17 protein-coding genes are annotated in these 17,843 nt (G+C 72.6%); 7 read left to right on the forward strand and 10 right to left on the reverse strand.

Annotated elements, in window-relative coordinates:
* Positions 1–104 precede the first annotated feature (104 nt).
* Complete coding sequence (locus tag ACIBTU_RS06800; RefSeq protein ID WP_399124853.1) at positions 105–1,475, reverse strand: extracellular solute-binding protein; 1,371 nt, start codon at positions 1,473–1,475, stop codon at positions 105–107.
* A gap of 50 nt (positions 1,476–1,525) precedes the next feature.
* On the reverse strand, positions 1,526–2,653 hold the full coding sequence (locus tag ACIBTU_RS06805) for an ROK family protein (protein ID WP_399124855.1): 1,128 nt from the start codon (positions 2,651–2,653) through the stop codon (positions 1,526–1,528).
* A 312-nt stretch (positions 2,654–2,965) separates the two neighbouring features.
* Between ACIBTU_RS06805 and ACIBTU_RS06810 the strand changes: the two genes are divergently transcribed.
* From ACIBTU_RS06810 to ACIBTU_RS06820, 3 genes are all read left to right on the forward strand, one after another.
* Entirely contained in the window at positions 2,966–3,760 is a 795-nt protein-coding gene (locus ACIBTU_RS06810) for an endonuclease/exonuclease/phosphatase family protein (RefSeq protein ID WP_399124856.1), read from the forward strand.
* A 145-nt stretch (positions 3,761–3,905) separates the two neighbouring features.
* Complete coding sequence (locus ACIBTU_RS06815; RefSeq protein ID WP_399124857.1) at positions 3,906–4,157, forward strand: hypothetical protein; 252 nt, start codon at positions 3,906–3,908, stop codon at positions 4,155–4,157.
* A gap of 115 nt (positions 4,158–4,272) precedes the next feature.
* Positions 4,273–5,871: an adenosine deaminase gene (locus tag ACIBTU_RS06820; protein WP_399124858.1), complete on the forward strand. Its 1,599-nt coding sequence runs from the start codon at positions 4,273–4,275 to the stop codon at positions 5,869–5,871.
* Here the strand turns inward: ACIBTU_RS06820 and ACIBTU_RS06825 are convergent.
* The 5 genes from ACIBTU_RS06825 to ACIBTU_RS06845 all read right to left on the reverse strand — a co-directional run bounded on the left by ACIBTU_RS06825 (position 5,826) and on the right by ACIBTU_RS06845 (position 9,940).
* Positions 5,826–6,926, reverse strand: coding sequence for a TIGR03571 family LLM class oxidoreductase (locus ACIBTU_RS06825; protein WP_399124859.1), 1,101 nt, complete (start codon positions 6,924–6,926; stop codon positions 5,826–5,828). The two genes, ACIBTU_RS06820 and ACIBTU_RS06825, sit on opposite strands and share 46 nt — an antisense overlap.
* Before the next feature lie 101 nt (positions 6,927–7,027).
* Positions 7,028–7,858, reverse strand: coding sequence for an aldo/keto reductase (locus ACIBTU_RS06830; protein WP_399124860.1), 831 nt, complete (start codon positions 7,856–7,858; stop codon positions 7,028–7,030).
* A 15-nt stretch (positions 7,859–7,873) separates the two neighbouring features.
* Positions 7,874–8,224: a nuclear transport factor 2 family protein gene (locus ACIBTU_RS06835; protein WP_399124861.1), complete on the reverse strand. Its 351-nt coding sequence runs from the start codon at positions 8,222–8,224 to the stop codon at positions 7,874–7,876.
* Positions 8,221–8,649: a heme-binding protein gene (locus ACIBTU_RS06840; protein ID WP_399124863.1), complete on the reverse strand. Its 429-nt coding sequence runs from the start codon at positions 8,647–8,649 to the stop codon at positions 8,221–8,223. The genes ACIBTU_RS06835 and ACIBTU_RS06840 overlap by 4 nt, the downstream gene beginning before the upstream one ends.
* A gap of 76 nt (positions 8,650–8,725) precedes the next feature.
* The gene (locus ACIBTU_RS06845; protein ID WP_399124864.1) at positions 8,726–9,940 is read right to left on the reverse strand and encodes an MFS transporter; all 1,215 of its coding nucleotides are present in this window, start codon (positions 9,938–9,940) and stop codon (positions 8,726–8,728) included.
* A 138-nt stretch (positions 9,941–10,078) separates the two neighbouring features.
* Here ACIBTU_RS06845 and ACIBTU_RS06850 point away from each other — a divergent pair, with 138 nt between their 5' ends.
* Positions 10,079–10,540, forward strand: coding sequence for a MarR family winged helix-turn-helix transcriptional regulator (locus tag ACIBTU_RS06850; RefSeq protein ID WP_399124865.1), 462 nt, complete (start codon positions 10,079–10,081; stop codon positions 10,538–10,540).
* Between the two features lie 14 nt (positions 10,541–10,554).
* Here ACIBTU_RS06850 and ACIBTU_RS06855 read toward each other — a convergent pair whose 3' ends face one another.
* Positions 10,555–11,556, reverse strand: a complete 1,002-nt coding sequence (locus tag ACIBTU_RS06855) for a helix-turn-helix domain-containing protein (protein ID WP_399124866.1) — start codon at positions 11,554–11,556, stop codon at positions 10,555–10,557.
* Here ACIBTU_RS06855 and ACIBTU_RS06860 point away from each other — a divergent pair.
* Positions 11,527–11,955: an MFS transporter gene (locus ACIBTU_RS06860; protein ID WP_399124867.1), complete on the forward strand. Its 429-nt coding sequence runs from the start codon at positions 11,527–11,529 to the stop codon at positions 11,953–11,955. The two genes, ACIBTU_RS06855 and ACIBTU_RS06860, sit on opposite strands and share 30 nt — an antisense overlap.
* On the opposite strand, the gene ACIBTU_RS06865 is transcribed toward ACIBTU_RS06860, so the two are convergent.
* A complete protein-coding gene (locus ACIBTU_RS06865) occupies positions 11,879–13,555 on the reverse strand; it encodes a sigma-70 family RNA polymerase sigma factor (RefSeq protein ID WP_399125364.1) in 1,677 nt (558 codons plus the stop codon). The two genes, ACIBTU_RS06860 and ACIBTU_RS06865, sit on opposite strands and share 77 nt — an antisense overlap.
* A 134-nt stretch (positions 13,556–13,689) precedes the next feature.
* Positions 13,690–14,817 carry an RICIN domain-containing protein gene (locus tag ACIBTU_RS06870; protein ID WP_399124868.1) on the reverse strand — a complete coding sequence of 376 codons (1,128 nt, stop codon included), beginning with the start codon at positions 14,815–14,817 and terminating at the stop codon, positions 13,690–13,692.
* A gap of 373 nt (positions 14,818–15,190) precedes the next feature.
* Between ACIBTU_RS06870 and ACIBTU_RS06875 the strand changes: the two genes are divergently transcribed.
* Complete coding sequence (locus ACIBTU_RS06875; protein WP_399124869.1) at positions 15,191–16,675, forward strand: right-handed parallel beta-helix repeat-containing protein; 1,485 nt, start codon at positions 15,191–15,193, stop codon at positions 16,673–16,675.
* A 108-nt stretch (positions 16,676–16,783) separates the two neighbouring features.
* Entirely contained in the window at positions 16,784–17,836 is a 1,053-nt protein-coding gene (locus ACIBTU_RS06880; protein WP_399124870.1) for a substrate-binding domain-containing protein, read from the forward strand.
* Positions 17,837–17,843 lie beyond the last annotated feature (7 nt).

Genomic DNA, 17,843 nt, shown 5'->3' on the forward strand with positions numbered 1-17,843 from the left:
CCGGCCGCCGGGGGGGGGGGGGGGGGGGGGGGGCCCGGCGGGGGGGGGGGGGGGGGGGGGGGGGGGGGGGGGGGGGGGGGGGGCCCCCCCCCCCCACCGCCTGGTCAGTCCCCGGCATTGAGCACCTTGCCGGCCGTCGTGTCGAAGGTGCCCGCGGCCTGCTTCGGCGAACGCGAACCGGAGGCGACGGACGAGAAGACCTTGTCGATGTCCTTGTTGCCCTCGAGCTGCGCCCAGTTCGCCGAGGCCGGCGTCGCCTTCGAGCGCAGCGCCGCGTCGAAGAAGGGGCGCAGCAGCGGATCGGCCTTCTCCCCGGCCGCCTTGACCGCGCCCTCGCTGTTCGGGATCCAGCCGTCGCGGCCCGCGACCCACTCCGTCTGCACCGCGGGATCCGTGGCGATCTTCACCCACTGCAGCGCCAGATCCTGGTGCGCGCTCTTGGCCGCGACGCCCCAGTCGGAGCCGCCCAGCATGACCGGCTGAGACTCTCCCGACGCGCCCGGGAGCGGGAAGGTCCCGAGATCCGCGTCCTTGATCTTCGGGTTCGCCTTCTTGATGAGGTCGATCGTCACGTTCGTCGCGCTGATCGCCGACGCCCTGCCGTCCGCGAAGACCCGCGTCTGGTCCGGGTTCAGCGTGTCGATCGTGCGCGTCGACGGCGCCGAGAACTCGTTCTGGAACGCCTTGTACTCGGCAAGCCCCTTCTGCGCCGCGCCGGAGCCGAGCGCCCCCTTCCACGCCTTGCCGTCCTGCGCGGCCACGTCACCGCCCGCGTCCCACACCCACTGCACGCCCGTGTGCCAGTACTTGCCCGGCAGGTAGAAGGGGGAGAAGTCCCGCGCGGGGTGCGCCTCGCGGACCTTGCGCAGCGCCTTCTTCAGCTCGTCGTACGTGGTCGGGGCGGCCTTCACCCCGGCCGCGTCCCAGAGCTTCTTGTTGTAGATCACGGCGCGGGCGCCCGCGAAGGACGGCGCCGCGTACAGCCGCCCGTCCACCGTCGCCGGCTCCTCCAGACCGTCCAGCCACTCCTGGCCCTGGCGCAGGTCCTTCGCGTACGGGGTCAGGTCCATCAGGCCGCCGCTCGCCGCGAAGCTCGCCACCTGGGTGTTGCCGATGTCGATGACGTCCGGCGGCGTCGACGTGGCGAGCGCGGTGGTGATCTTGGTGGTGATGCCGTCCCAGTTCTGCACCTCGATCTTCACGTCGGCGCCGGTCTGCTGCGTGAAGCGGTCCTTCATCGCCTTGCGCGTGGCCTCGGAGTAGTCGCCGTCCATCACCCACACGGTGAGCGTCTTGCCCTTCGCCTTCACGACGGGCACCGCGCGCTGCTTGCCGTCGCCGCCCCCGTCGCGTCCCGCCGATCCGGAGCAGGCGGTCGCCGTGAGCGAGGCGGCCACGACCACCGCGATCGTCCCGCCGAGCGGTACGCGCCTCGCGCGCGTCGTCCTACGGGTCGTACGGGCCGTACGTGTCATGGGAACTCCTGGAAGAGGTCAGGACGGGAAGTCTTCGTGCCGCGGTGCGTTCACCACACGCCGAGCTCGCCCGCGAGGACGAGGCCGGCGGCGCCGAGCAGGATCAGATCGGAGTCGCCGGCCAGCGACCGCATGGTCAGCGCGGCCCCTATCGGCGCGTACGTACGGGCCCGGACGGTCGCGGCGGCGGACTCCAGGAAGGGGCCCTCCACGAGGTCGGGCGGGCCGAGCAGGGCGATCTCGTTGAGGTTGAGCACGCTGCTGATCGGGGCGAGCGCGATGCCGAGGGCGCGTCCGGCGGCGGTGAGGACCTCGGTGCGCCCGGCCGCGTCCCGGCCCGCCAGCCGTTCACGCAGTCGCGCCGCGTCGATGAGGGGCTCCAGGCAGCCGCGGTGTCCGCAGACGCAGGGCTCGCCGTCCTCGACGACCGTCACGTGCCCGATCTCACCGGCCGCGAACTGCTCGCCCTCGACCAGCTCGCCGCCCACGACCAGGCCCGCGCCCACCCCGTGCTCGATGGTGATCGCCATCAGGTTCTGGGTCTTGGCCTCGCGGAAGCGCAGCACGGCGAGGGCCGCGACGTTGACGTCGTTGCCGACGTACGCGGGGACACCGAAGCGTTCGGAGAGCCGTGCGGCGAGCGGGAGTTCACGCCAGTCGAAGTGGCCCGCGAAGTGGACCAGGCCGTCCACGCCGATGATGCCCGGGGACCCGACCCCGATGCCGAGCACCCGGCCCGGTGCCAGCTCCGCCAACTCCTCGACGAGGCGCGTCACGCGCTCGGCCGCGGCCTCTCCGACGGCGTCGTCGTAGGGCGTGCGGGCGCGGGCGACGACCTTGCCGCGCAGATCCAGGACGGCACCTTCGAACTGGCCGTCGGCGGACAGGTCGAGCGCCAGGACGTGCGCCGCGGCGTCGTCGATCGCCATCAGGTTCGCGGGCTTGCCGAGCCGGTTGCCCTTGCGGGGGCCGATGTCGGTGAGCAGGCCGTCGCCCTCCAGGTCGGCGACCAGGGCCGACACGGTGGGCGCGGTGAGCCCCACCGTGCGGGCGATCTCCGACCGGCTCATGGCGCCCCGGTGATAGAGCGTCGACAGCACGAGCGCGCGGTTGTGGACCCGGCTGTCCGCGGCGCTCGCCTTGGTGCGCTCGGCCGGACGGCGGCGCGGGACGGTCACGTGTGCTCGCCTCCGATTAAGTAAATGGCCTTTAGTTAAAGGAGTTTGGATATCGTCGGGGTGGCCCGACGCGATCGTCAAGAGCCGTGCACGGACGGATCCGTGAAACCTCCGAACTCTGGCGCGCCGCACATGTCACGAACAGAACATCCCTACGCAATACGCCGGTTGGGTGTTTGACCACGCGCGGATGTGTTCAATGACTCCCCGTCAAGCATCAGTTGTTTCTGCGGTTCTGTTGGTTCTGTTTGATTTCGGAGGTGTGCTGTGTCTCGTGAACCTCGTGTGTCCCGGGTCTGGAGCAGATGCGCGGTGCTCGCCGCGGTGGCGCTCACGGCGGTCGGGGTGGCCCCGGCGGCGGGTGCCGCGCCGGTGCCGAGCCGTGATGTCACGGTCCTGACGTTCAACATCCATCACGGCGCCGACCCGGCCGACGCTCTCGATCTCGCCCGCACGGCGAAGGTGATCGCCGACTCCGGCGCCGACGTGATCGGACTCCAGGAGGTGGACCGGCACTGGTCCGGACGCAGCGACTTCGCCGACCAGGCCCAGTGGCTCGCCGACCGCCTGGACCTGCACGTCACCTACGGCGCCAACCTGGACGAGGACCCGGCCGAGCCCGGCGACCCGCGGCGCCAGTACGGCACGGCGATCCTGTCCCGCTTCCCGATCCTGAGCGCGCACAACACGCTGCTGCCGCGCTCGGCGACGGGCGAGCAGCGCGGGCTCCTGGAGGCCGACGTCATGGTGCGGGGCACGACCCTGCGCTTCCTCAACACCCACCTGGAGCACACCTCCCAGGCGGAGCGCCTCTCCCAGGTCAAGGCCATCGACGACATCGTGAAGACGTCGACCCGGCCCACCGTCCTGGTCGGCGACCTCAACGCCACTCCCGACACCCCGGAGGTCGTCGCCCTGACGGAGCGACTCAAGGACACCTGGCCGGAGGCCGGCCAGGGCGACGGCTTCACGTACGACGCCCTGAACCCGACGGAACGCATCGACTACGTCCTGGCCTCACCCGGCATCCGGCCCCGCGCGGCCGAAGTCCTCCCCGAAACGGCCTCGGACCACCGCCCACTCCGCGTGGAGCTGCGCCTGCCGTGACGGTCCGGGTACGCGGACGCCCTCGGGATGTCATTCGCGTACGTCTCATGGACTGGCCGCGATCGAAAGGGATCGATTGCGGTCAGTACCGGGAAGGTGGGTGTCTCGTGGCCGGGATTGTTCGTTCATGGATGCCATGAAGGACGTGAGAAGAATCGTTTCCGCCGAATCGGGTGCGCCGCCCCCTCCGGCCGCCGCCGGTGGATCGGAGGGCACGCCGGGCGGCGTCGCCTCCGACACACCGATCTACGACGCGCTCCTCGCCGAGTGGAAGCAGGAACGCAAGCACGCGCCCGGCGGCGCCCCGCCCGGAGGGCTGGGACGCCCGCAAAGGACCGCGCCCGCCCCGAGCCGGCCCCCGGCCCCGTACGTGCCGCAGCGCCGCGCCGCGTCCTGAGACCGGGGTGCCGGGCCCGCACGGCGGCCCCGCATGATCACTCGGACGGGTGGTTAAGGAGCCCGCGCGGCCCGTTACGCCCTGCCGCGCCGTCCGGGCGGACGATCATGCTCCGGTGAACCTGAACCCTCGAAGTTCCGTACGCCTCTGGGCCGTTCCGGCAGCCGCCGCCGCGCTGGCGGTCCTCTCGCCGCTGGCCGCGGGCCCCGCCGACGCACGGCCCGCCGACGCGAAGCCGGCCTGGTCCGCACCGCGGCCCGCGACCGCCGCCGAGGCACGCACGGACGCCTACCTCACCTCGCTCCGCGACAGCCCCGACCGGCTCCGCTCCTTCTTCCGGGCCCTGCCCAAGGGCGGTGACCTGCACAACCACCTGTCGGGCGCTGTCTCCACCGAGTACCTCATCGAGCTCGCCGCGCAGGACGGGCTCTGCATCGACTCCACGATGACCGCCGTGCCCCCGCCCTGCGGCCCCGGCACCCGCCCCGCCGCCGACGCCCGCACCGACCGCGCCTTCCACGACGACCTCGTGCGCGCCTGGTCCATGCAGGACTTCCCGGCGGACCAGAACGGCCACGACCACTTCTTCGACACCTTCGGCAAGTTCGGCGAGGTCACCTGGCGCAACCGCGGCAAGCTGCTCTCCCAGGTCGCCGACGAGTCCGTACGGCAGAACCAGTTCTATCTGGAGACCATGGTCAGCCCGGCGTCCGACGGCGCCAAGAAGCTCGCGAACGAGGTGGGCTGGGACGCCGACCTCGCCGCGCTGCACCGCAAGCTCCTGGCCGGCGGCCGACTCGACGCGCTCGTCGCCGAGTCCCGCAAGGAGGCGGACGACGGCGACGCCGAGTTCCGCACCACCTCGCACTGCGGCACGGCGCAGGCCCGCCCCGGCTGCGACCTCACCGTGCGCTGGATCTCCCAGGTCTCGCGCGGCAGTTCACCCGAGCGCGTCTTCACGCAGATGGCGCTCGGGATGCGGCTCGCCGAGCGCGACGGCCGCTTCGTCGCCGTGAACCTCGTACAGCCCGAGGACTGGGACAGCTCGCTGGAGAACTACAGCCTCCAGATGCGCATGCTGAAGTACCTGCGCGAGGTCTACCCGAAGGCCCATGTCACCCTGCACGCGGGCGAGTTGTGGCCGGGGCTCGTCAAGCCCGAGGACCTGAAGTTCCACATCCAGGAAGCCGTCGACGTGGCCCGCACCGAGCGCGTCGGTCACGGCGTCGACCTGGTCCACGAGAACAACTGGCAGCGCACCGCCCGCCGGATGGCCGACCGCGAGACCGCCGTCGAGGTCCCCTTCACCAGCAACGCCCAGATCCTCGGGGTCAAGGGCGCCGAGCACCCCTTCGAGACGTACCGCTCCTACGGGGTGCCGATCGTCCTGTCCACGGACGACCAGGGCATCTCGCGCATCGACATCACGCACGAGTACCAGTACGCCGCGAAGACCTACGCCCTGTCGTACCCGGAGCTGAAGGACCTGGCCCGCGCCTCCCTGGAGTACGCGTTCCTGCCCGGCACCAGCGTGTGGCGCGGGAACCCGACCGCCGACGGGTACCGGGCGGTCCCGGCCTGTCAGGGTGAGCGCCCCGGCCTGCCGGTGCGGACGCGGTCCTGCCGCGCACTGCTCGCCGACAGCCCGAAGGCGCGCACCGAGTGGCGTCAGGAAGCCGCGTTCGCCGCGTTCGAGCGGAACGCCGGGAGCTGATCCGGCGCCGGTGCGGACCCGGATCCGTCCGGGTCCGCACCGGCATCCCCGGCCGTGCCGGGGGAGGGGAAGTGCGGCAGGACCGTCTCGGCGAGCTCGTGGAGGACCTCCTCGACGGGCCGGTCACCGGGGCGGAGGTTGAACGAGACGTGGGCGACGCCCAGTTCGCCCATCGCGGCCAGATGCTCGACGAGAGCATGAGCGCCGGCCCGCAGGCCGAGCCGGATCGGCGTCGCGGCGGCGTCCGGGTCCCGGGCGAGATCCAGTTGCATGGGCGTCAGGTACGGCTTGGCCGTGTCGTTCCCCGTCAGCTCCCGCCACTCCCGCGTCTTGAGGCGCAAGGCCCCGAGCGGGCGCGGGTAGTTGAGCGAGGCGTCCGCGTTCCGGGCGATCCACTCGGCGGACTGCTGGGCGTGCCCGGCGACGGCGATCGGCACGCTCGCGCCGGTCGGCTTCGGCAGGACGTCGAGACGGCGGTCGGCGCCGAGCCCCAGCTCCGGCAGCTCCATCCCGGAACCTTCGGCGTGCCGTGCCCACGCGGCGCGCAGCGTCTCGACGCCCTGGCGGAACGTGGCACCGCGCGCGTGGAAGTCCTCGCCGAACAAGGGGTACTCGACGGGCCGGTCACCGCTCGCGAGACCCAGTACGAAACGGCCGCCCGACAGCACGTCCACGGTGGCCGCGGCCTTGGCGACGAGGATCGGACGGCGCAGCGGCAGCACGACGGCAGCGGTGCCGAGCACGGCCCGCCGGGTCACGGCCGCCAGATGCCCGAGGTGCGTGAACGTCTCGAAGACGGAGCCGGCGTCACCGAAGTGCTCCGGGTCGTACAGCGGAACGTCCCGCACCCACAGCCCTGCGAAACCCGACTCGTCGGCAAGGCGGGCCAGTTCGGCGTGGCGGGTGAGGTCGGGGACGCCGAACGGGGCGCCGGAGGTCTGGGCGGCGCGCAGCCGGGTCGGGCCCCAGTCGTTGTCGAGGGGCAGTTCGAGACCCAGGGTCGGCAGGCCCTCGGGGTTCACGAGCCGGTTCAGGGCGGTGGGGGCGGCAGACATCACACGTACGGCTTTCGGGAGTGAGGGGAAATGGTGCGGCCCGGGCGGGGCGGCGTCTGCTCCTGCGTGAGGGGTGCGCCGCCCCGTCCGGGCCGGGTGGGTCAGTTCAGCTCGTCGGGGTGCGGGCCGGTGCGCAGGTCGCGGTCGAGGCCGGAGATCGCGGTCATCTCGTCGTCGGTGAGGGTGAAGTCGAAGACGTCGAGGTTCTCGCGGATGCGGGCGGGCGTCACCGACTTGGGGATCACGACGTTGCCGAGCTGGAGGTGCCAGCGCAGGACGACCTGGGCCGGGGACTTGCCGTGACGGGCGGCGATCGTGGTGATCGCTTCGTCCTTGAGGACGGCGCCCTGGGCGAGCGGGCTCCAGGCCTCGGTGGCGATGCCGAGCGCGGTGTGCTTCGCGCGCAGCTCGCTCTGCTGGAGGCCGGGGTGCAGCTCGATCTGGTTGACGGCCGGGACCAGCTCGGAGCCCTCGATCAGGCGGTCGAGGTGCGCGGGCTGGAAGTTGGAGACACCGGCGGCGCGGACGCGGCCGTCGGCGACCAGCTTCTCGATGGCCTTCCACGTCTCGCGGTACAGGTCGCGGGCCGGGGTCGGCCAGTGGATCAGGTACAGGTCGACGTAGTCGAGGCCGAGCTTGGCGAGGCTGGCGTCGAAGGCGTCGAGCGTGGCCTGGTAGCCCTGGTCGGCGTTCCACAGCTTCGTGGTGACGCACAGGTCCTCGCGGGCGATGCCGGACTCGGCGAGGGCCTTGCCGACGCCCGCCTCGTTGCCGTAGATCGCGGCGGTGTCGATGGAGCGGTAGCCGGCCTCGAGGGCGGCGGCGACCGCGGCGGTGGTCTCGGCGTCGGGGACCTGGAAGACGCCGAAGCCGAGCTGGGGGATCTCGACGCCGTTGTTCAGGGTGACGGTGGGGATGCTGACGGGTGCCATGGTGCGTGGGGCCTTTCAGGCGGTGCGGGTGGTGAGGGTGTAGCGGACGGTCTGGGCGCTGATGAGTCCGTCGCGGAAGACGAACGTGTCGACGCCGTCGGTGACCTCGTGGGTGCCGGTGGTGGCGGTCCACTGGAGGAACAGCACGTTCCCGGCGAAGGTCGGGGTCAGCTGCCAGTCGGCGTCCGGGAGATCGGCCAGGAGGCGGCCGATGCCCCGCTGGACTCCGGCGCGTCCGGTGAGGACCCCGTCGGGGGTGACGAAGACGGCGTCCTCGGTGTAGTTCCGGCTGACGAGGTCGAGGTCGCCGGTGCCCAGGCGGGCGCCGTGGTCGGCGAAGACCTCCTGCGGGGTGCGGCTGGTCATCGGGCGAGCTCGGCGAGCGCGGTGCCGGCGAAGCCGTGGTCCTGGTCCGGGGTGCCGCCGCCGACGCCGATCGCGCCGATCAGACGGCCGTCGCGGTGCAGGGGGAGGCCGCCGGCGATGAACAGGAGCGGCTTGTCGAGGGCGGTGGGCAGGGAGTGGAACGGGCCCTCGGGCTTGACCAGGTCCACCAGGTCGGCCGTGGGGGCGTCGAGCTGGAGGGCGGTGTAGGCCTTGCGGGTGCTGGTCTCGCCGGAGATCAGCACGGCCCGGTCGTCGCGGCGGAAGGCGAGGAGGTGGCCGCCGGCGTCGAGGACGGTGACGCTGACAGCGACCCCGGCGTCCTCGGCGGCCCGGCGGGCTGCGGAGACGAGGCTCTCGGCCTCGGTGGTGGTGAGGGGGGTGACGGTGGGGGCGGTGGTGCTCATGGGTGCGGGTCCTTCTGGATTGGTGCGGGGTGTTGTGGTGCGGGTGCCGGCGACAGTGACCGGCCCCTGCGACGGGTCAGCGGGATGCCGGGACCTGGATGGGGGCCGGCTGGGCGGCACCCGTGATGAGGCGGCTCGACGCGCGGCGGGACCGGCGGTCGAGGTAGGCGGCGACGAAGGCGAGGATCAGGGCCGTCGCGGAGAGGATGGCACCGACCCAGTTCGGGGAGGTGTAGCCGAGGCCCGCGGTGATGACGATGCCGCCGAGCCAGGCCGCCAGCGCGTTGCCGAGGTTGAAGGCGCCGATGTTGGCGGCGGAGGCCAGGGTCGGGGCGGCCGAGGCCTGGTCGAGCACCCACTTCTGGAGCGGCGGCACGGTGGCGAAACCGAGGGCGCCGATCAGGGACAGGGTGATCGCGGCGAGGACCTTGTTGTGGGCGGTCGCCGTGAAGAGGAGCAGGGCGGCGCTCAGCCCGGCGAGGGCGGTGAACAGCATCGGCATCAGGCGCCGGTCGGCGAACTTGCCGCCCAGCAGGTTGCCGAGGAACATGCCGATCCCGAACAGGACGAGCAGCCAGGTCACGGCACCCTCGGTGAAGCCGGCGACCTCGGTCATCATCGGGGTGATGTAGGTGATGGCGGCGAACACACCGCCGTAGCCGAGGACGGTCATCGCCATGGCGAGCCAGACCTGGACGTTCTTGAAGGCGGCGAACTCGCGGCGCACGCTGACCGATTCGGGCCGGCCGGTCTCGGGGACCAGCTTGGCGACGCCGAGGAAGCCGATGATGCCGAGCGCGGCGACGATGAGGAACGTGACGCGCCAGCCCGCGGCCTGCCCGATGTACGTGCCGCCGGGGACGCCGACGATGTTGGCCACGGTCAGGCCCATGAACATCAGGGAGATCGCCGAGGCCTTCTTCTGCGGGGCGACGAGGTCGGCGGCGACGACGGAGCCGATGCCGAAGAACGCGCCGTGCGCGAGGGAGGCGACGACCCGGCCGGCGAGCATGAGGCCGAAGGTCGGGGCGAGAGCGGAGAGCGTGTTCCCGACGACGAAGAGCGCCATGAGGGCCATGAGCATCTTCTTGCGGGACACCTTGGTGCCGAGGACGGTCAGCAGCGGGGCGCCGATGACGACGCCGAGCGCGTAGCCGGAGACGAGCCAGCCGGCGGTGGGGATGGTGACGCCGAAGTCTCCCGCGACCTGGGGCAGCACGCCCATGATCACGAATTCGGTGGTGCCGATCCCGAAGGCCCCGATGGCCAGGGCCAAGAGCGCGAGAGGCATGGAGACAACCTTCCAAGTGATTGCGTGGAGCGCTTACGTTGGAAGACAATAATTGCATGCGCGGGATAAATTCAAGTGCACGAAGCTCTGGATGTATGTAGTCCGCGTGTGCAACTATTGGAGCAGAAGGAGGTCATCATGACCGCAACCGCCCCCGCACTCACCGCCCTCGCCCAGGGCTGGTGCGCCCTCTCCCTGCTCCACGGGAGGATCGAGGCCCACATCGAGCGCGCCCTGCAGTCCCGCCACGACCTCAGCGTGCGCGAGTACTCCCTGCTGGACGTCCTCAGCCGCCAGCACGACGGAGAGGGCGGCCACCTCCAGATGAAGCAGGTCGCCGACGCCGTCGTCCTCAGCCAGAGCGCCACCACCCGCCTCGTCACCCGCCTCGAGGACCGCGGCCTGCTCATGCGCTACCTGTGCCCCACCGACCGGCGCGGCATCTACACCAACGTCTCCGACCAGGGCCTCCAGCTCCTCGCCGAAGCCCGCCCCACCAACGAGGCGGCCCTTCGTGAAGCCCTCGCGGAGGCGGCCGGGGACGAGCGGCTCGCGCCGCTGGTGCGTGCCGTCGAAGGCGGACCGGTACTCGCCGCCTGAGGCGGCGCCCCGGCTCAGGCAGGCGTGAGCCACGTCCGGCACAGCCACCACGCCGTCATCGCGCCGAACGGGTCCGCCGGGTCGATCCCGGTGAGGTCGGCGAAGCGCTGGACGCGGTTGCGGACCGTGTTGGGGTGGACGAAGAGCCGCTCGGCGGCCGCCGTGACGTCGCGGCCGCACTCCAGCCAGGCCCGCACCGCCGAGGCCACCGGCTCCGCGTGCGCGCCGAGCGCCGTCCACGCCGCCCGGTGCCGGTCCGTGAGCATCGCCGCGAGGTCGGCCCGGTCGGCGACCGCGGCGAGCACGGCGACGTCCGCCACGTGCACCACTCCCGCACGCCCCGTCGACTCGGCCGCCGTGAGCGCGGCCAGCGCCAGCCGCCGTACCGTCCCCAGCTCCTCGGCCTCCGCCGGACCCGCGAGCCCCGCCCGGCCGTCGCCGCGCACCGCCCGCGCCCCCGGACGGCGCGCGAAGACGCCGACGAGGAGCCCGTCCACGTGCGCGAGCAGCGCCGGACCCTGATCCCGCACCGCCTGCTCGACCGCGCTGTCGTCGGGGCGCGCCACCAGGACCCACAGGCCGCCGCCCGCCGGCAGGCCCGCCTCGGCCGCCGCCAGCGTCGCCGCCGAACCCCCTTCGAGGAGCCGCCGCAGCACCGCCAGGTCCCGGCCGCCCGCCGTGTGCCGCCCGGTGTCGGCGGCCCGGTGCGCCGCGATCAGCCGGCCCCGCACCGCCTGGGCCCAGTCGTCGTACAGCTCCCGCGCGTCGAGCAGCACCCCGTCCTCGATGCCGCACGCGGCCGCCGACTCCCGGGCCCGCGACCAGATGGCCCGCTCGGCGACGTGGATCGCCCCGAGCACCGCCTCGATCGGCACCCCCTGCCGGGCCCGCGTCGAACCCAGCTCCTCCACGAACGACAGCTCCGCCTCCGTCGGCCCGCGCCGCGCGGCCAGCGCCCGCGTCGCCGCCACGAGCAGCGCCCGGGTGTGCCCCGCGATGTCCGCCGCGGGCAGCACCGCCGCCTCCCGCACCGTGCTGCGCACCCCCGTCACCACGGAGGGCAGCAGATCGTCCTCGCCGACGACCCGCTCGACGCGGGCGCGTACACCGGGGTCTGGACGGCGACCGAGGCGACCGGCACCGCCGTCGGTCCCTACGTGTACGCGGCCGTCCTCGCCGCGGCGGGCTTCGTCTCCACCGCCGAGGGCACGGCCGTCGCCCAGACGGACCCCGCGCTCCGGGCCCTGCTGTGGGGGTTCACGGCGCTGCCCGCCGTCCTCATGGGCGCCGCGCTGCTCTTCCAGCAGCGGTACGGTCTCGACCGCGCCGCCGGCCGGATCAGCGCGCCGTCCCGAACACCTGCGTCCACCACGGGCCGCCCGAGCCCTGATGGACACCGACGCCTGTCTCCTTGAACGCGCAGTTGAGGATGTTCGCCCGGTGCCCCGGGCTGTTCATCCACCCGTCCATGACCTGCTGGGGCGTCTGCTGCCCGCGAGCGATGTTCTCGCCGTACGTGGACCAGGTGTAGCCCGCGGCCGTGATCCGGTCGCCGGGGTCGTTGCCGTCCGGGTCGGTGTGGTCGAAGTAGTTCCGCGCGGCCATGTCCTCGGAGTGTCCGAGGGCCGCCTTGTCGAGCGTGCTGTTCTGCCGCACGGGCGCGCAGCCGTTCTTCGCCCGCTCGGTGTTGACCAGTGCGGTGACCTGCTGGCCGAAGGTGCCGGACGGCGCCTTCGGCGGGGCGGGGGGCGCGGGGCGCCGCGTCGTCGGGGTGGGCTCGGGGCGCGGTGGCGCCGAGGTCTTCTTCCTGTCCCGCGTCGGCCGGGCCGAACTGCGCGTCGGGGAGGCCTTGGGCGAGGCGGAGCGGGACACGGACGCGGAGGGGGACGCGCTGCTCGGCTCCGGTGTCTCGGACGGCACGGGCGCGGCCTGCGTCCGCACGGTGTCCGCCCCTTCGTCCGGGCCGAGGTGGGTGAGCACGCCGACCGCGCCGCCGCCCGCGACGAGCACCGCGACACCGAGCAGCGCGGTGCGCCGCCGCCGGGCCCGACGCTCGTGCCGGGTGCGGCTGCGGGGCGTCGTGCGTATCTCCCCGGTGCCGCCGCCGCTCGGCGTCTCGCTGTACGCGGCGGCGGCGAACGGGTCGGGTCCGGGGCTGTACGGCTCTGCGTGCAGGGGGAGGCCGAGCGTGTCCGGGGACGAGCCGTGCGCCGCGAGACCTGTCGCCGGGTCCGGCACGGCTCCGTAGGCGAGGGCGGAGGCGACCGGGACCAGGCCCAGGCCCGCGAGAAGACCCTCGGCCGGGACCAGGCCCGCGCCGAAGCGGGAGCAGACCGTGCAGGACCGGGCGTGCCGGACCAGCCGCTTGCGCCACAGCGGCGACGGCGTCCCGTCCCATGCGCCGAGCGTCTCGTCCAGAAGGGCGCAGCGCGGATCGCGGGACATCGCCCGCACGATCACCCGCGCGTTCTCCAGGTGCTCCTTCATGCGCTGGACGCGGACGGCCGTGTGCGCCTGCGACAGTTCCAGCGCCGCGGCCACCTCCGCGCGGGTCAGCTCGCCGGCCGCCTCGAGCCACCACAGCGACAGCAGCTCACGGTCCGCGGGCTCCAGCCAGCGGGTCGCCTCCGCCACCTCGCGGCGCTGCCCCGACAGGCCCATGCGCACGATCGTCAGGTTCACGAAGTCCGACGCCGGGTCCGCCAGCTCGTGGGCCTCGCCCAGCTCCCCGTAGGAAGGGGCCGCCTGCCGGGCCTGCCAGCGGTTGCGCACCTGGTTCATGGCGATGGCCACGAGCCAGGACCGGAACTGCTCGGGAGCGCGCAGCGACGGCAGCCCGGACAGGGCGCGGATCATCGTCTCCTGCACGACGTCGTCCACGTCCGCGTGCCCGTGCAGCGCCCGGCCCACCACGTTGTAGACGAGCGGGAGGTACGCGGCGACCACCTCGTCCTGCGCCCGCTGGTCCCCGCCCTGCGCCGCCCGGATCATCACGGTGTGCCGTTCGCTGTCCATGCCCTGTCCACTCTCCGCCCCGCAGGCCCACGCGGCCTGAGTTTCGTCCGACATCATGGAGACCCTGCGGCGATGACGTAATAACGAAAATCTCAGTCCGCGTGACGAAGTGGTCTCGGCGGGGTGCACAGCGGTCAGGGAACGACCGGAACCGTCCACTTCTGATTTGAAGTGCCCTGACAGTCCCAGATGATGACTTGTGTTCCGTTGGTGGTGTTGCTGCCCGGAATGTCCAGGCAGCGGCCGGAGGCGGGGTTGCGCAGGGTCCCGTTCTCGGCGCGCCACTGCTGGTTGGCACCGCCCGTGCAGGTCCACATGATCGCCGGGGTCCCGTTCGTCTGCGCCCCGCCCTTCACGTCGAGGCACAGGCCCTGGCCCATCAGGTGCAGGGCGCCGTCCTTGCCGAGCACCCACGCCTGCTCGGCCGCGCCGGTCGGGCCGGTGACGACCGCGGGCGAGCCGGACGTGTTCTGCGCCCCGGCGAGGGCCTTGCCGCCGAGTCCGGTGACCGGGCCGCGCACCGAGTTGCCGATCCCGTTCGTCTGCACCGAGCCGCCGGAGACCGTGTCGACGCGTGAGTACGCGGCGCAGGACGAGCTGACCTGGGTGGAGGAGACGCTCGCGGTCACCGCGCCGCCGTTCCCGACCGGCACGCCGAAGCGGGCCTGCGAGTACGGCTGGTCGTCGCAGGAAGCCTTCGGGTTGTTCCACTCGAAGTACTCCGCCCAGTCCACCATCCCGTTCGGCGAGATCTGCGTGGAGCCGGCGCGGATGCTGCCGAGCTTGAAGGAGGCTCCGGTCGTCTCGTTCGTGACCGTCACGCCGAACCAGCGGTCGCCCTCGTGCGCCACCCGGGTGCGGAAGGTGTCGCCCTCCTTCCAGTCGGTCTTCAGGCGGCAGCTCTTGCCGACGCCCTCACCGCCGAAGTCCAGGCAGTAGCTCCCGGCCGAGCCGGTCCTCGCCTCGGTGGCGTCCCACACGGAGAACAGGAACGTGCGGGTCTGGCCCGGGCCGTTGGACTGCATGCCGGTGTACGCGCCGTTGCCCGCGGTGAAGCCGAACTGGTGGCTCCAGAAGATGTTCGACGCGGGGCCCGCGTCCTTGGTGACGGTCGTCCGGAACGTCACGTCGGCCAGTCCGGCCGTCCCGGAGGGAAAGCCGTAATGCGTGTACGAGCCCGGCGTGTCCGAGGCCGCGGCAGGGGTGGCCGTGGCCAGGCCGGTCCCGGCGGCGAGCGCCAGCACGCCCGCGGCCGCGAGCACGCCGCGACCCCGTCTTCCGGACGGGCGCGGGAACGTGGTGGGGGACGTGCGTGATGTGGGGGAGCGCATGTCGGGTCCTCTCGTGTCCGTGCACGCTTCATGTCCGACGGCCGGAGGTGCCGAACGCCGGAAGTGCCTTGCGGAGGAGGAACGGCCGTAATCGTCCACCCGACCGGCTTGGGTGACAAGACCTGCGTGGAGTGTGCGGAAATCCGTCAACTCCGAGCACGAGACGGCTCGGAGTGATCGAACGGGCCCTGCTCGATGGTCAATTGATCGGAATCCGATCGAACGCTAGAAGCGTATTGACTCGATCAGGGGCCCGCCCTAGTTTCTGGCGCACTTCCAGCAGAGAGGTGCACCCATGAGGGTCATGCGTTCTCCGGGCCGAGCACTCCTGGCGGTCGCGCTCGCCGGTGCCGGCCTGGTCGCGCTCCAGGACACCCCGGCCGCCGCGGCCGGGGTCACGACGTACGTCGACTGCTCGGCCGCCACCCCCGGCACCGGCACATCGAGCAGCCCGTACAACAGCCTTGCCCAGGCCAACGCGAAGACGTACGCGCCGGGCGACACCCTCGCCCTCGCCGCCGGGACCACCTGCACCGGCACTTTGGCGCCGCGCGGCAGCGGCACCGCCGCCGCGCCGATCACCGTCACCGCCTACGGCACCGGCACCCCGCCCACCGTCGACGGCGCCGGCGCGGCGGACGCCATGCGCCTCACCGACCAGGACCACTGGACGGTCCGCGACATCAAGCTCACCAACCCCGCCGGCACCCTCGCCCGCCGCACCGGACTGCGCGTGTCCGCCACCGACGGCAAGGCCCACACCGGCTTCGACCTCGGCAACCTCGTGATCGACCGCGTCGCCGGGCAGACCAACAAGAACTCCCCGACGACCGACGACTACGTGCAGTCCGCGGGCATCGTCACGGGCGCGAGCGGCACCGGATCGACGCTCAACGACGTCCACGTGCACGACAACAAGATCAGCAACACCGGGGGCGGCGGCCTCAAGATCCGCGTCGGCGCCATGGCCACCAAGGGCAACGGCGTCCTCGTCGAGCGCAACACCGTGACCGACGTCGGCGGCGACGCCGTCATCGCCAGCTACGCCGAGTCCCCGATGATCCAGTACAACGTGGCCTCCGGCACCGGCAACGGCGTCTACCCGTTCTCCGGCGGCAACTTCGCCGGCATCTGGGTCCTCGGCGACCACAACCCGACCATCCAGAAGAACGTCGTCCACAGCACCACCCGGATGTCCGTCGCCGACAGCCAGGCCTTCGACTGCGACTGGGGCAACACCGGTTACTGCACCGTCCAGTACAACTACAGCCGCGACAACATCGGCGGCTTCTTCCTCGACTGCGACGGCTGCGGCACCAGCGGCGCCGCCAAGGAGATCGTCCGCTACAACATCTCCGAGAACGACTGCCGCATGAGCAGCGGCGGCAGCGGCCGCTCCGCTCTGCACCTCTACAACAACGTCATCTACTGCACGGACAAGAAGCTCTCCATCACCCTGCCGGGCACCAGCGTCGTCGAGAACAACATCTGGGTCGGCACCACCGACTCCCGGCTGCCCACCGGCTCCGGCATCTCCTATCTGTGGAACGTCTACCAGGGCGTGCCCCGGCCCACCGCCAACGGCATCACCGGCGACCCCGGCTTCGTGAACCCCGGCACCGGCGGCTCCACCCTCGACTCCGTCGACGGGTACAAGCTCACATCCACCTCGCCGGCCCTGAACAACGGCTCGGTCATCACCGACAACGGCGGCCGCGACTACTGGGGCAACCCCGTCTCCACGACCGTCAAGCCGCACCGCGGCGCCTACAACGGCCCCGGCCTGTAAGCACCGTTCCCCCTCGTGCCGTACCCGATCACATGACCGGAAGTGATCGGGTACGGTGCGTCGGGAGGCCGCCGGACCACCGGCGGGCCGGAGCCGGGGGAGGGGCCCATGACCGTGTCCGCGCAAGCGCGCCGCACCCGCATCCTGGAAGCACTGCGCGGGACCGGCGCCGTCCGCGTCGTCGACCTCGCCGACCGCCTCGGCATCCCCGCGGTCACCCTGCGCCGCGACGTCGCCGCCCTCGCCGACGAGGGACGGCTCAGCCGCACCCACGGCTCCGTCGAACTCCTCACCGACGACCGGGCGGAACCGGGCCGCGACCGCGTGATCGGCATGCTCGTGCCCACCGTCGGCCAGTACTTCGACGAGGTCGTCGCCGGCGCCCGCGCGGCCGCGGCCGCCGCCGGGGCCCGCCTCGTCCTCGGCATCGCCCCCTACGGCGCGGACAGCGACCGCGTCCAGGTCCAGCGCCTGCTGGAGTCCGAGGTCGACGGACTGCTCCTCGCCCCCGACTGGCACCCCGGACGGGCCGGCCGCGACACCGAGTGGCTCGGCGAACTCCCCGTGCCCGCCGTCCTGGTGGAGCGCCGCGCCGAGTTCGGCAGCCCCGCCGCCGAACTCGACGCCGTCTGCTCCCACCACCGTCACGGCGTCCTCCTCGCCCTGCGGCACCTCGCCGGGCTCGGCCACCGCGCCGTGCTGCTCGCCGCCCGCGACGACACGTACACCGCCCGCGACGTGCGCCGCGGCTACCAGGAGGCCGTCGACCTCCTCGGCCTCGACGTCCTGCCGGTCACCGACGTGCCCGGCCCCGGCGACCCCGCCGCCCTGGCCACCCGCCTCGCCGAGGCCGCGGCCTCCGGCGTCCGGGCCGCCCTCGTCCACAACGACCAGGACGCCCTCCAACTCCCGGCGCTCCTGCGCACCCACGGCCTCGGCGTCCCCGCCGACCTCGCCCTCGTCGCGTACGACGACGTGTACGCGGCGCTCGCCGACCCGCCGCTCACCGCGGTCGCCCCGCCGAAGCGCGCCGTGGGCGCCGAGGCCCTGCACCTGCTGCTGCGCCGGCTGACGGATGGCGACACACTGCCGACCCAACAGACCGAGCTTCTCCCGACCTTGAAGATCCGTCAGTCCTGCGGGCAGCGAGTGCCCGGCTGAGCACCGG

Source organism: Streptomyces sp. NPDC050145, assembly GCF_044460245.1.
Lineage (GTDB): Bacteria > Actinomycetota > Actinomycetes > Streptomycetales > Streptomycetaceae > Streptomyces.

Coding starts and splice junctions, on each gene's coding strand:
- ACIBTU_RS06850 (WP_399124865.1), top strand. CDS start 10,079: ATGACCGCAACCGCCCCCGCACTCACCGCCCTCGCCCAGGGCTGGTGC.
- ACIBTU_RS06880 (WP_399124870.1), top strand. CDS start 16,784: ATGACCGTGTCCGCGCAAGCGCGCCGCACCCGCATCCTGGAAGCACTG.
- ACIBTU_RS06875 (WP_399124869.1), top strand. CDS start 15,191: ATGCGTTCTCCGGGCCGAGCACTCCTGGCGGTCGCGCTCGCCGGTGCC.
- ACIBTU_RS06800 (WP_399124853.1), bottom strand. CDS start 1,475: ATGACACGTACGGCCCGTACGACCCGTAGGACGACGCGCGCGAGGCGC.
- ACIBTU_RS06845 (WP_399124864.1), bottom strand. CDS start 9,940: ATGCCTCTCGCGCTCTTGGCCCTGGCCATCGGGGCCTTCGGGATCGGC.
- ACIBTU_RS06865 (WP_399125364.1), bottom strand. CDS start 13,555: ATGGACAGCGAACGGCACACCGTGATGATCCGGGCGGCGCAGGGCGGG.
- ACIBTU_RS06830 (WP_399124860.1), bottom strand. CDS start 7,858: ATGGCACCCGTCAGCATCCCCACCGTCACCCTGAACAACGGCGTCGAG.
- ACIBTU_RS06825 (WP_399124859.1), bottom strand. CDS start 6,926: ATGTCTGCCGCCCCCACCGCCCTGAACCGGCTCGTGAACCCCGAGGGC.
- ACIBTU_RS06840 (WP_399124863.1), bottom strand. CDS start 8,649: ATGAGCACCACCGCCCCCACCGTCACCCCCCTCACCACCACCGAGGCC.
- ACIBTU_RS06835 (WP_399124861.1), bottom strand. CDS start 8,224: ATGACCAGCCGCACCCCGCAGGAGGTCTTCGCCGACCACGGCGCCCGC.